Origin of the sequence: Luedemannella helvata, assembly GCF_039528415.1 — a bacterium.
GTDB classification, from domain to species: domain Bacteria; phylum Actinomycetota; class Actinomycetes; order Mycobacteriales; family Micromonosporaceae; genus Luedemannella; species Luedemannella helvata.
In genome coordinates this window covers 1-12,095 of record NZ_BAAALS010000011.1, presented here as the reverse complement: position 1 = coordinate 12,095, position 12,095 = coordinate 1, and the positions used below count along the sequence as shown (strand labels likewise).

Below are 12,095 nucleotides of genomic sequence, written 5' to 3'. Positions count from 1 at the left end.
GCGCCGCATGACGTGGGTGGGCCGGCAGAAGGACCGCGGGTGGGCCGCGGTCAGGTGGCGAGTTGTCTGCGGACCTCCGCGGCCACCCGGCCGCCCTCGGCGCGGCCGGCGATCTGCGCCTGCACCGCCTTCATCGCCTGTCCCATCTGACCGACGGACGTGAAGCCGCCCGCCGCGAGCGCGCCGGACACGATGTCGGCGACCTCGGCGTCGGAGAGCTGCACCGGCAGGTAACCCGCGAGCACCTTCTCCTCCGCCCGCTCCTTGTCGGCGGAAACGTCGCGCCCGGCGGCGGCGAACGCCTCGGCGGCCTCCCGGCGCTTCTTGGCCTCCTTGGTCAGGACGCCCAGCACCTCGTCGTCGCTGAGCTCGCGCGCCGCCTTGCCGGCGACCTCCGCCGTCTGGACGGCCGCCAGGGCCATCCGCAGCGTGGAGGTGACCAGTTCGTCGCGGGACCGCATGGCGTTCTTGAGGTCCTGTTCGAGCCGCGCCTTGAGCGCCGTCATGGGAGTCGCACCACCCTTCGAAAGTGAGCCGCGACGCACATTACTCTGTCCCATATGCGTGCGCGTACTGTTTACCGCCTCGGCGCGGGCCTGGCCGTCGCCGGCGCCGCCACCTTCGCCTACGCGTCGCTGGTCGAGCGCAACCTGTTCACCCTGCGGCGCTTCGAGGTGCCCCTACTGGCCCCGGACGCGGAGCCGCTGCGCGTCCTGCACGTGTCGGACCTGCACCTCGTGCCGGCCCAGACGCGCAAGCAGCGCTGGGTGGCCGAGCTCGCCGCCCTCGACCCGGACCTGGTCATCGTGACCGGTGACAACATGGCCCACCCGGCTGCCGTGCCGGGCGTACGCCGCGCGTTCGAGCCGCTGTTCCAGTTCGCGGGCGCGTTCGTCTTCGGCTCGAACGACTACCGGGGCCCCGTCTGGAAGAACCCGCTCAGCTACTTCGACCACGACCGGGAGTACGTGCAGGGCGTCGAGCTGCCCACCGAAGAGCTGCGTGGCGTCCTCACGGACGGCGGCTGGGCCGACCTGAACAACGCCCGCGTCCTGCTCAAGGCCGGCGGGCGCTCCATCGAGCTGGCCGGCGTCGACGACCCCCACGTCGACCGCGACGACTACGCCGAGATCGCCGGCCCGGTCGACACCTCCGCCGAGGTCAGCATCGGCGTGACCCACTCCCCGGAACCCCGGATCCTCGACGCCATGGCGTACGACGGGTTCGGCCTGCTGTTGGCCGGCCACACCCACGGCGGCCAGGTCCGCGTCCCCGGCGTGGGCGCCCTGGTCACGAACTGCGGCCTGCCCCGGAAGATGGCCCGTGGCCTGCACCGCTGGCCCGACACGGACGCCTGGCTGCACGTGTCGGCGGGCCTGGGCACCCACCCGACGGCGCCGATCCGGTTCGCCTGCCTGCCGGAGGCCTCCCTGCTGACTCTGGTGCCCCGCTGACCGGGGATACCGAGTTGGACCGCTCCGCCCGGTCAGCTAGTATTGCCGGGCACCACCTCGGGGTGTAGCGCAGCTTGGCAGCGCGCTGCGTTCGGGACGCAGAGGTCGTGGGTTCAAATCCCGCCACCCCGACACATTGACGAAGCCCTCCCTTCGGGGAGGGCTTCGTCGCGTTCGCCGGAGTGCTGAATGAAGCGAAAGCAACAGGGGTCAGCCGGTGGAAATACCTCTGTTACCGAGGTATTGTCGTGAGCATGGCTAACGACCTTGAGCTCGCCGAGGAGTTGGGCGCCCGGCTCAACGGCTTGCGCAGGGTACTGCGCCGGCGCGTGCGCGCGACCCTGGACGGCCCCGCGCTCCCTGGCGGCCAGGTGGAGCTGCTGCGCCTGGTCGAGACCGAGCCGGGCATCGGCGTCTCGGCCGCCGCCAGGACGCTCACCCTGGCCGGCAACTCGGTGAGCACGCTGGTCAACCAGCTCACCGAGGCGGGTTATCTGCGCCGCGAGACGGATCCGGCCGACCGGCGCGGCGCCCAACTGTTCCTCACCGAGGCGGCGGCCCAGCGGCTCGACACGTGGCGCGCCAACCGCGCCGCGATCGTGGGCGCCGCGCTCACCGAACTGAGCCCGGCAGAGCGCACGGCGATCGCCACCGCGCTGCCGGCCCTGGCCCGCCTCACGGAGGCCTTGGCCCAGCACGACGAGGAGGCCACATGACCACCCCCGCCGTACGCGTCGAAGGCGTGCGTTACAGCTTCGGCGAGCACGTCGCCGTCGACGGTGTCGACCTGACCGTCCATCCCGGAGAGATCTTCGGTTTGCTGGGCCCGAACGGGGCCGGCAAGACCACCACGATCCGCATGATCACCACGCTGCTTCCCGTGCGTACGGGCATGGTTGAGGTTTTCGGCCGCAACGTGAGGAAGCAGACGATGGCCGTGCGCCGCCTGGTGGGCTACGTGCCGCAGGCGCTGTCAGCCGACGCGGCACTCACCGGCCGGGAGAACGTGGCGCTGTTCGCGCGGCTGTTCGACGTGCCCCGCAGGCAGCGCAAGGACAGGACGGCCGAGGTGCTCGACAGCATGCGCCTGACCGACGCGGCCGACCGGGCCGCCGGCACCTACTCGGGCGGCATGCTGCGCCGCCTCGAACTGGCGCAGGCGCTGGTCAGCAACCCCCGCCTGCTCATCCTCGACGAGCCGACGATCGGGCTCGACCCGGTGGCCCGCACGACCGTGTGGGAGCGCATCGCCCAGGTGCGCCGGGACACCGGCATGACCGTGCTGGTCACGACGCACTACATGGAGGAGGCCGAGCAGTACTGCGACCGGGTCGCCCTCATGCACCAGGGAAAGGTACGGGCGCTCGGCACGCCGGCCGAGCTGGCGACGGGTTTCGACGCCGACAACCTCGACGAGGTGTTCCGGCAGTTCACCGGCGACGACGTGATCACGGGAGGTTTCCGCAGTGTCCGCACCACTCGCCGCACCGCGCAACGCCTGGGCTGAGCCACTGCGGCTGCTGGCCAGCCGCACCTGGGCCCTGTGCCTGGTGGAGCTGCAGAAGCTGCGCCGCGACCGCACGGAGCTGGTCACCCGCGCGATCCAGCCCGCCCTGTGGCTGATCATCTTCGGGCAGACCTTCACCCAGATCAAGGCGATCCCGACGGGCGACATCCCCTACCTGGACTTCCTCGCCCCCGGCGTGCTCGCCCAGTCTGCCCTGTTCATCGCGATCTTCTACGGCATCCAGATCATCTGGGACCGGGACGCGGGCGTGCTGGCCAAGTTGATGGTCACCCCGACACCCCGGGTCGCCCTGGTCGCGGGCAAGGCGTTCGCCACGGGCGTACGGGCGCTGACGCAGGCGGTCGTCGTGGTGATCCTGGCCGCGATCCTCGGCGTGGGGCTGACCCGCGACCCGCTGCGCCTGCTCGGCACGGCCGTGGTGCTGCTTCTCGGCGCGGCGTTCTTCTGCTGCCTGTCCATCACGATCGCGGGCCTGGTGCTCAAGCGCGACCGGATGATGGGCATCGGCCAGGCCATCATGATGCCGCTCTTCTTCGCCTCCAACGCGCTGTATCCAGTGGCCGTCATGCCGGGCTGGTTGCAGGCCATCAACCACATAAACCCTTTGTCGTACCAGGTGGAAGCGCTACGCGGCCTGCTCATCGGCACGCCCGCCCGGCTAGCGCTGGACTTCGCGGTCCTGGCCGGCTCGGCCGCCGTGGCCATCGTCGTGGCCGCCGCGCTGCTTCCCCGCCTGGCCCGTTGACCTGCCGTCGCGCATTGTCGTCGCATGGTGACGCTCGCGCGTCGGCCGGTGCGGGGTGATTTTCCGGCCACCAGACTGACGCCTTCCCGACCCAAACGCGCCTATGATCGCCGGCATGCCGCTGCTCAGGAGCGATCCGTGACGGCGCCGGACAGCGAGGTCCGCCGCCATTCCGCGCGCGTGCTACTGCTCGACGACGACGGCAAGGTACTGCTGTTGCGCTGCCTGCGTGACCCGGACGATCCCACCGCCGGTCACGTGTGGTGCACCCCCGGCGGCGGGGTGGCGCCCGGCGAGTCGGCGCCCGAGGCCGCCGCTCGCGAGCTGGCGGAGGAGACCGGCGTCGCGTGCGCACCGGCCGAGCTGGGCGACGTCGTGGCCGTGTCCACGGGGTACGCGAGCGCGGGCTGGACCAACGGCGTCTTCCGCAACGACTACTTCGTCCTGCGCCGCTCCGCGCCGACGATCGACTGCGGCACCCCCGCCGAGTACCGCTGGTGGGCGGCCGAGGAACTCACGACCACGGCGGAGGCGGTCGTACCGCTCAACCTCGCCGGCCTGCTCACCACCCTCGCCGACGGCACGCCCGCGCACCCGATCCGGCTGCCCTGGAACCACGGGTAGCGGATGCGCGGGGCGGTCCCGGCTTCGGCGCCCCCATGAATCGGGCTCTCCAACTCTGTGAATCGACGATCTCGTCTGCGGCGAAAAGATCGGGCGACAATTGATGGGAAGGCCCCGGTCTGATCGAGCGCGAAAAGCGAATTATCAGTCTCGATTTTAGACCTGTTGTATCGCTCCTCAATGCGGACTCCTTGTCGCGCCAGGCCGCGCATGCCACTATCTCCATCAGTGTTTGTCGAAGCGATGAGGATCTATGGCTGCGATTCGTCTGCACCGCGACATTGACCTTGATGAGACGCGCCGCATTTGCGTGCGGACCGCGAACTCGGGACAAGATTCCACCCCGATGACAGCGTTCCCCGATCTGGTTCCCGACATCTTCCTGGTGCCGTACACCGTCCACGATCCCGATCTGTGTTTCGTTGTCGAGGATGGCGGGCGGGCAGTTGGCTACATCGTCGGCTGCGCGGACACGGTGCGGTTCGCGACCTGGTTCCGCGACGAGTGGGCCCCGTTGGCCGGTCGCAAGTACCCGCAGCCGATCGAGTCGCCGCAAAGCTGGGATGAGCTGTGGACCTACTGTCTGCACTTCAACTCGTACCCACGCATGGTGGTGCCGGGAATCGAGGACTATCCGTCCCACTTGCACATCGACCTCGCACCGGAGTTCCACCGGTTGGGGCTGGGCCGGGAACTGATGTTGACCTATCTCAAGGCGCTGAGGACTGCCGGCGTACCCGGCGTGCACGTGTGCGTGTCCGCACAGAATCCCGGCGGACTCAAGTATTACGACAGCATGGGCTTCAGGCCCATCGAGGTGCCCGATCCAGCGCCGGTGGTGTGGCTCGGGCGGTCGACCGACATCAGTGATCTCATCGAGACAACAATGGTGTCCCGCGCGAATTGATTGCGGCGCGCTGTTTATCCACATCGTGGTCCCGGCGCCGAGCCACCGCGTTAGCGCTGGCCGGCACCGGGACCATCGGTACTACTCGTGGGCGATGGCCGCGAGAACGTTGATCCGGGCGGCCCGGATCGACGCCAGCAGACCAGCCACGATGCCCACCACGGTCGCGGCCACCACGTACGTGCCCAGCTGCGACCAGGGCAGCGAGAAGGTACTGAAGCCGTTGTCCTTGAAGGCCTGCACCGCCGCGTAGCCCAGGCCGATGCCGACGCCCATGCCGAGCAACGCGCCGAACACGGTGATGACCAGGGCTTCCACGGTCACCATGGCCGTGGTGTGCAGCCGGCCCAGGCCGACGGCGCGCAGCAGGCCGAGTTCGCGGGTTCGCTCCAGCACCGACAGGGCCAGGGTGTTGATGATGCCCAGGGCCGCGATCAGGATGGCGAGCGACAGCAGGATCTGCACCATGTTGAGCAGGGTGTCGACCTCGGACGTCTCGTTCTCGATCATCGTGGCCCGGTCGACGGCATCGACCTCGGGCGAGTCGGCCAGCAGCGCCCGCACCTTCGGTAGCGTCTCGGCGACCGTGACGCCGGGCGTCAGCGCGATGAACGCCGAGCGCGCCTGCGGCACCGCGAATCCGGTACGCGCGGACTCCGGCAGCACGAACCCCCGCAGGTAGGACCAGTCCGAGGACGGGTAGATGCCCGCCACCGTGTACGTCTTCTCTGTACCCCGGGTGGTCGTGATGTCCACCGTGGACCCGATCGTGAGCTGGCGGGAGGCGGCGGTCGCCTCGTCGACCAGCACCTGGCCCTCGCCGAGCGTGTCGATGCTGCCCGCCGTGGCGGTCAGCCCCAGGATCGGGCGCAGTGCCGCCGCGTTGTGCACGGCTGTGAGGTCGGACTTCTCGCCGTCGACGATGGCGCCGTCGTCGTCCCAGGTGCCGAGCACCTGAGCGACGCCCGGGACCTGGGCCGCCTGGCTCAGCACCCTGGCGTCGAAGGTCGGCGGAATCGGGCCGGTCTGGTCGGCGCCGATGTAGATGTCCGCGTGGACCGTGTCCTCGACCGCCTCCGTGAAGCTGGCCTTCGCCGAGGTCAGGATCACGCCGCAGGTCGTCACCAGGGCCACACCGATCATCAGGGCGGCGGCGGTGATGCCGGTGCGGCGCGGGTTGCGGCCCGCGTTACGCCGGCCGAGCATGCCGGGCAGCCAGCGCCCGGTCAGCCGGCCCAGCCCGGCGACCACCGGCCGGCTGATCCAGGGGGTGATCAGCGCGACGCCGAGGAAAATGGCCAACCCCCCACCGAGTACGCCCCAGAGCGTGTTGTCGCCGAACCGGCCCGTCAGGCCGAGCCCGAGCGTGACCGCGCCGGCCACGCCGATCACGGCGCCGGAGACGGTGAGCTTGGTCAACGGCCGGTCGGGGGTCGCCACCTCCTGCAGGGCAGCGATCGGCGGGATGCGGGAGGCGCGCAGCGCGGGCAGGACGGCGGCCACCATCGTCACGATGAGTCCGACGGCGAACGCGCTGATCACGGCCGCCGCCGGCAGGCCGACGCTGGCGAGCGCGAGCCCGCCAGCCCCGGAGCTGGCGAACAGCGCGGCCATGAGACGGCCGACCCCGAAACCGGCGGCCAGGCCGAGCACGGACGCGAGCAGGCCGATCACGACGGCCTCGGTGATGACGGAACCGATCATCTGGCGGCGGCTGGCGCCGACGGCCCGCATGAGCGCCAGCTCGCGGGTGCGCTGCGCCACGATGATCGAGAACGTGTTGAGGATGAGGAACGCGCCGACGAACAGGGCGACCCCGGCGAAGCCGAGCAGCACGTTGTTGAAGATGTCCAGCACGGACTTGAACGCGGCGGAGCTTTCCGCGCCCAGCTCGGTGCCGGTCTTCGCCGAGTACTCCGGACCGAGCGCGGCGGCGATCGCGTCCCGCAGCGCCTCGGGGGTGGTGCCGTCGGCCGCCTGGACGGAGATGCCGGTGTACACGCCGGTCTCGCCGAGCATGAGCTTCTGCGCCACCGGCTCGGTGAACAGCACGGACTGCGAACCGCCGAGGGTGTCCCGCCCGCCGCTGTAGCCGACGATGCCGACCAGCGTGAACGTCTGCTTCGGCTCGCGGGTGAGCACGCCCACCTGGTCGCCGACCTTGAGCTCGGCCCGCTTCGCCAGGTCGGCGTTGATGGCGATCTCGTTGTCGGCCGTGGGGCCACGGCCCTCGCGCAGCTGGACGAGTTCGTTGGTGCCGGTCCAGGCCTCACCGAAGCTGGGCGGTCCGAACGTGCTCACGATCTTGCCGTTGGCGCCGATGACCCGGGCGCCGTCCGCGCCCACCTCGCCGGTGGCGGAGGCGACGCCGGGCACGGCGCGGACCTTGTCCAGGGTGGCCGCCGGAATGGTCTTCACGGCGAGGTCGTTGTCGTCCATCGACGCGCCGCCCTGGCCGGCGGGTCCCACCTGCACGTCGACGGTCGCGTAGATGCCCCGGAACAGGTCGTCGAACGAACGGGTCAGGGTGTCGGTGAGCACGAACGAGCCGGAGACGAACATGACGCCGAGCACGACCGCGAGGGCCGACAGGATGAGCCGGAGTTTGCGCGCGAGCAGGCTACTGAGGGTGGCGCGCAGCATCACCGCTCCCCGGTGATGCGCTTGATGGTGTCGAGGACCCCATCGGCGGTCGGGTTGGCCATGTCGTGCACGATCTGGCCGTCGGCCAGGAAGACGACCCGGTCGGCGTGGCTCGCGGCGTTCGCGTCGTGGGTGACCATGACGATGGTCTGCCCGAAGTCGTGGACCGACTGGCGCAGGAAGCCCAGCACCTCGGCGCCCGTACGCGAGTCGAGGTTACCGGTCGGCTCGTCCGCGAAGATCACCTCGGGCTTGCTGACCAGGGCGCGCGCGCACGCGACGCGCTGCTGCTGCCCGCCGGACAGCTGCGCGGGCCGGTGGTCGAGCCGGTCGCCGAGGCCGACCGCGTCGATGACCGTCCGGAACCACTCCTTGTCGACCTTGCGCCCCGCGATCGCCAGCGGGAGCAGGATGTTCTCGTGCGCGGTCAACGTCGGCAGCAGGTTGAACTGCTGGAAGATGAAGCCGACCTGGGTACGGCGCAGCTTGGTGAGGCCCGCGTCGCCCAGCCCGGTCAGCTTCGTGGCGCCGATGTAGACCTCACCGCGCGTCACCGAGTCCAGCCCGGCGAGGCAGTGCATGAGGGTGGACTTTCCGGAGCCCGAGGGACCCATGATGGCGGTGAACCGCCCGCGGGCGAACTCCACGCTCACGCCGCGCAGCGCACTGACCCGCGCCTCTCCCTCGCCGTATACCTTCCAGACGTCCGCGGCGCGAGCAGCGGGCTCCGCCGGCCGGTCATACTGGTCACGCACCCTCGCCGGCGACGATGCGATCGTCACGGGTGTTCACCGCCCTCCCACACGTTGGACCGGCCCGGCAGACACCGGACCGGCTCAACCATGGTGCGGGGCCCCGTACCCGAGGTGCATCGGGCCCCAACCCCGAGCTTCGCCCCAGCCGCCTCTCAGGGAAGACCCTGACCCCCCAACCCACGACCTCCCCGCCGACCCATTTCGTCCGCCCCACCTCGCCGCAAGCCGGCAAAGTGCGCACTTCGGCGGCTTCCGTGGCCCCTGGTAACCGCCCGAGTGCGCACTTTGGCGAGGGGCAGGCGGGGTGGGCGCGGTGCGGGGTCAGGGCCGTCGGAGTGGCGGTGGACACACGGTGCGGCAGGTGTCGGGTGTTCGTCAGTGCGCACCGGGGGCGCGGTGGCTGCCCGGATCCCGAGCACTCAGGACCCCCGGGCGCCAACGGCGGCGACGCCCGGCAGGGACGAACATCGCTATCAGCGCGACCGAGCCGCCCGCGGCGACCAGGACGCCGCCGACGCCGAACGCCCGACCGAGCCCTGTGGACCCGACCGCGGCGGTCGTCGGGCGGGTCGGCACACCGCCGGCAGCCGGCGCTCGCGCGGCACCCACCGGCAGGACGTCGGTCAGCGCGCGCAGCGGGTTGAGCACCCCATGGCCGTAGTCGGCGGCCCGGCGCGCGCCCGGGGCCGGGTCCGCGGTCGCCAGCAGGCGGCGCGCCACGGCCGCCGCGTCCAAATCGCTGCGGTACTGGCGCACGAGCGCGGCCGTGGCCGCGACGAACGGGGCGGCCAGGCTCGTACCGCTCATCGCCGCGTGACCCCCGCCGGGCTGGGCGCCGATCACCTGGGCGCCGGGCGCCACGATGTCCACGTAGGAGCCGACCTGCGACGCGGCCACCCGCTGGCCGCTCTCGTCGATCGCCCCCACGCCGAGGACCCCCGGATAGGCGGCGGGGTACGGCGTCGGGTTGCCCCGCTCGCGCGCGTTGCCGGCGGCGGCGACCACCACGATGTCGGCCGCTACCGCGTCCGCGATGGCGTCACGCAGCGCGGGATCGTCCGTGGTCGTGCTCAGCGAGAGGTTGATCACGCCAACGCGCGCGAGGATCGCGCGGCGTACGGCGGTCGCGACGCCCTTCGCGTCGAGGCCGCTGCCCACCACGTCACCGTCGCTGTCGTGGCGGTCGGTGACCCGGATCGGCAGGATCGTCGCCCCGGCAGCGAGGCCGCGCAGGCCCGAGCCGGATCGAGGCCGGGCGGCGATGACGCTGGCCACGGCGGTACCGTGCCCGACGCAGTCGACCTGCCCGTTGCCCCCGTCCACGAGGTCGACGCCGGCGGCGACGCGGCCGCGCAGCTGTGGATGGTCCGCGTCCACCCCGGAGTCGATCACGGCGACGGTCACGCCCCGCCCGTCGGCGAGGCGCGCGATCGAGGCATAGTCGTAACGCCGCTGCGGCCACGGCACATCGGTGACCGCCCGATACGAGGTGGCCGGTTCGCACGTCGGCGCCGCCGCCGCGGGCACGGCGGGCAGCACGGCCGCCAGCAACGCGACGACCGCCCACCACACCCGATGGACACGCACCGATCGATGGTAGTGGCCGGGCCTGTCACCGTGGCATTCATTCGTGGCGGGGGGCGGCGCCGCGGGCCAGGGCGTCGACGCGGCGCAGCGCGTCGGGCAGGCGGTGTGGCCCGGCCATCCGCTCCACCAGCGTGGCCGCCTCGGCGACGGGCAGGCCGGCCGCAGTGATGTAGAGCGGGCGGGTCGACGAGCCGCGCCGCACGGCGGCGGCGTGCGTGGCCGTGCGGAACGCCGTCTTGGCCACCCCGATCACCGGGACGCCCAGCGCGGCGCGGACGTGGGCGCCCAACCCCGGACGTCCGTCGGGGTCCAGGTCCACGTATCCGTCGACCACCAGGAGCTCCAGGTCAACCCCGTCGAGTACGGTCCGCAGCGCCGGCAGTTCGCGGGCGTAGAAGGCGCCCGGCTCGTACGGCTGGACGTGGTCGAGCCAGGCCACCCGCTCCGCGAGGATCGGGGCGAACCGGTCGTCGTCGGCGGTGACGAGCGCCGCCCGCGCCCCGCCGGACTCCGGGTAGTGCACGTCGACGGCGCCGAGCCGAAAACCCGCCGGGTGATCCATGCCCGGATTGTCGCCCGCCGCGAAGAACCCCGGAACCGGGGGGCAGGCCGTCGCGTCTGAGCGGGTGTGAGGACATTACGCGCGGCGGTCACCGCCGCAACCACGGCTGTACTCGTCGGCCTGAGCGCCGGGTGCGCCGCAGCCGCCGATGCGAACGGTACGCCCGCAGGCGGGCCCAGCGGCGGCACGCCCGCCAGCTCGTACGACGGAGATGTGTTGATTCTGCGTGTCGCGTGGGTGGGCGGGTTCGTGCCGCCCAACCTGATCCCCGCCCGCCTGCCGGTGCTCAGCGTCTACGCGGACGGCCGGGTGCTGACCCAGGCACCGCAGATCGAGATCTTCCCGCCGCCGGCGCTGCCGGGCCTGGAGGTGCGGCAGATCTCGCCGGAGGACGCGTGGAAGCTCGTCGACCTCGCGGTCGCCGCCGGGGTGGGCGGCACCGCCGACTATGGCCGGCCCGGGGTCGCGGACGTGCCGTCGACCCGGTTCACCGTGCTTACGGACGACGGCCTCAAGAGCACCGAGGTGTACGCGCTGGGCGACGGCGAGGACGGGTTCACCAGCGGCCTGACGCCCGCGCAGATCGCGGCCCGGCGCCCGCTGTGGGACCTGATGTCCAAGCTCAACGACCTGTCCGGGACGCTCGGGCCGGACGCGGTGAGCGCCTCCAGGCTGTACGCGCCCTCGGCGATCGCCGCGATCGTGGAGCCGTACCGGGACCCGGGGCCCGACCAGCCGGCGCAGCCTGAGCGGTCGTGGCCGGGGCCGGAGCTGCCCGGCGAGCGGCTGAGCGGCGGCCTGGACCTGCACTGCGTGACGGCCACGGGTGCGGCCGCCGCCCAGGTGCAGGCGGCCGCGGTGCGGGCGAACACGCTGACCCCGTGGCAGTCGGGTGGAAAGCAGTGGACGCTCACCCTGCGTCCACTGCTCCCGGACGAGGCGGGCTGCGTCGACCTGACGCGGCAGAGCTGACCGGACGGCGGCGGGTGCCGGCCCCCTGGGGCGGCACCCGCGCCCGTGAAGGTCAGCGGACGCAGCTTGTCCGCCTCCCGCTCTCAACTAGTCCTTTCGGCTGATATCAGCCTGACCGTTCGGCCATAATGCGCGCTACTCTCAGAAACAACTTCGAGAAAGAGGTTTAGACCGAGGACAGGACGGAGACTGCTGTCGACATGTTGAAGGACCTCACCGACGCACGAGAGCTGATCGCCGATACGACCATCGACGAGCGTCGACTCGATGATGTCGACGGCCCGGCCCTTCTTCGGCTCTTCAGTGGACTGCCCGCCA

The 12,095-nt window shown here is 71.4% G+C and carries 12 protein-coding genes and 1 tRNA gene; 8 read left to right on the top strand and 5 right to left on the bottom strand.

Annotation, left to right across the window (positions count from 1 at the left end; genetic code table 11):
- Positions 1–50: 50 nt before the first annotated feature.
- The gene (locus ABD191_RS12890; RefSeq protein WP_344080730.1) at positions 51–506 is read right to left on the bottom strand and encodes a GatB/YqeY domain-containing protein; all 456 of its coding nucleotides are present in this window, start codon (positions 504–506) and stop codon (positions 51–53) included.
- Between the two features lie 54 nt (positions 507–560).
- Here ABD191_RS12890 and ABD191_RS12885 point away from each other — a divergent pair, with 54 nt between their 5' ends.
- From ABD191_RS12885 to ABD191_RS12855, 7 genes are all read left to right on the top strand, one after another.
- The gene (locus ABD191_RS12885) at positions 561–1,454 is read left to right on the top strand and encodes a metallophosphoesterase (protein ID WP_344080727.1); all 894 of its coding nucleotides are present in this window, start codon (positions 561–563) and stop codon (positions 1,452–1,454) included.
- 58 nt (positions 1,455–1,512) lie between these two features.
- Positions 1,513–1,586, top strand: a tRNA-Pro gene (locus ABD191_RS12880).
- A 122-nt stretch (positions 1,587–1,708) separates the two neighbouring features.
- Positions 1,709–2,170, top strand: coding sequence for a MarR family winged helix-turn-helix transcriptional regulator (locus tag ABD191_RS12875; RefSeq protein ID WP_344080724.1), 462 nt, complete (start codon positions 1,709–1,711; stop codon positions 2,168–2,170).
- Positions 2,167–2,961, top strand: a complete 795-nt coding sequence (locus tag ABD191_RS12870) for an ABC transporter ATP-binding protein (protein ID WP_344080721.1) — start codon at positions 2,167–2,169, stop codon at positions 2,959–2,961. The genes ABD191_RS12875 and ABD191_RS12870 overlap by 4 nt, the downstream gene beginning before the upstream one ends.
- Positions 2,921–3,727 (top strand): ABC transporter permease, encoded by an 807-nt coding sequence (locus ABD191_RS12865; protein WP_344080718.1) that lies wholly within the window; start codon positions 2,921–2,923, stop codon positions 3,725–3,727. The genes ABD191_RS12870 and ABD191_RS12865 overlap by 41 nt, the downstream gene beginning before the upstream one ends.
- Before the next feature lie 138 nt (positions 3,728–3,865).
- Positions 3,866–4,351, top strand: a complete 486-nt coding sequence (locus ABD191_RS12860) for an NUDIX domain-containing protein (protein ID WP_344080715.1) — start codon at positions 3,866–3,868, stop codon at positions 4,349–4,351.
- A gap of 253 nt (positions 4,352–4,604) precedes the next feature.
- On the top strand, positions 4,605–5,258 hold the full coding sequence (locus ABD191_RS12855; protein ID WP_344080712.1) for a GNAT family N-acetyltransferase: 654 nt from the start codon (positions 4,605–4,607) through the stop codon (positions 5,256–5,258).
- An 81-nt stretch (positions 5,259–5,339) separates the two neighbouring features.
- Here the strand turns inward: ABD191_RS12855 and ABD191_RS12850 are convergent, their stop codons facing one another.
- The 4 genes from ABD191_RS12850 to ABD191_RS12835 all read right to left on the bottom strand — a co-directional run bounded on the left by ABD191_RS12850 (position 5,340) and on the right by ABD191_RS12835 (position 10,805).
- Positions 5,340–7,901 (bottom strand): ABC transporter permease, encoded by a 2,562-nt coding sequence (locus tag ABD191_RS12850; protein WP_344080709.1) that lies wholly within the window; start codon positions 7,899–7,901, stop codon positions 5,340–5,342.
- Complete coding sequence (locus ABD191_RS12845) at positions 7,901–8,656, bottom strand: ABC transporter ATP-binding protein (RefSeq protein ID WP_344080706.1); 756 nt, start codon at positions 8,654–8,656, stop codon at positions 7,901–7,903. The genes ABD191_RS12850 and ABD191_RS12845 overlap by 1 nt, the downstream gene beginning before the upstream one ends.
- Positions 8,657–9,031: 375 nt before the next feature.
- Positions 9,032–10,243, bottom strand: a complete 1,212-nt coding sequence (locus ABD191_RS12840) for a S8 family serine peptidase (protein ID WP_344080703.1) — start codon at positions 10,241–10,243, stop codon at positions 9,032–9,034.
- Between the two features lie 37 nt (positions 10,244–10,280).
- Positions 10,281–10,805 (bottom strand): endonuclease V, encoded by a 525-nt coding sequence (locus ABD191_RS12835; protein WP_344080701.1) that lies wholly within the window; start codon positions 10,803–10,805, stop codon positions 10,281–10,283.
- A 213-nt stretch (positions 10,806–11,018) separates the two neighbouring features.
- Here ABD191_RS12835 and ABD191_RS12830 point away from each other — a divergent pair, with 213 nt between their 5' ends.
- Entirely contained in the window at positions 11,019–11,777 is a 759-nt protein-coding gene (locus ABD191_RS12830; RefSeq protein WP_344080698.1) for a hypothetical protein, read from the top strand.
- Positions 11,778–12,095: the final 318 nt, after the last annotated feature.

Coding starts and splice junctions, on each gene's coding strand:
- ABD191_RS12890 (WP_344080730.1), bottom strand. CDS start 506: ATGACGGCGCTCAAGGCGCGGCTCGAACAGGACCTCAAGAACGCCATG.
- ABD191_RS12835 (WP_344080701.1), bottom strand. CDS start 10,805: ATGGATCACCCGGCGGGTTTTCGGCTCGGCGCCGTCGACGTGCACTAC.
- ABD191_RS12870 (WP_344080721.1), top strand. CDS start 2,167: ATGACCACCCCCGCCGTACGCGTCGAAGGCGTGCGTTACAGCTTCGGC.
- ABD191_RS12885 (WP_344080727.1), top strand. CDS start 561: ATGCGTGCGCGTACTGTTTACCGCCTCGGCGCGGGCCTGGCCGTCGCC.
- ABD191_RS12850 (WP_344080709.1), bottom strand. CDS start 7,901: ATGCTGCGCGCCACCCTCAGTAGCCTGCTCGCGCGCAAACTCCGGCTC.
- ABD191_RS12855 (WP_344080712.1), top strand. CDS start 4,605: ATGGCTGCGATTCGTCTGCACCGCGACATTGACCTTGATGAGACGCGC.
- ABD191_RS12875 (WP_344080724.1), top strand. CDS start 1,709: ATGGCTAACGACCTTGAGCTCGCCGAGGAGTTGGGCGCCCGGCTCAAC.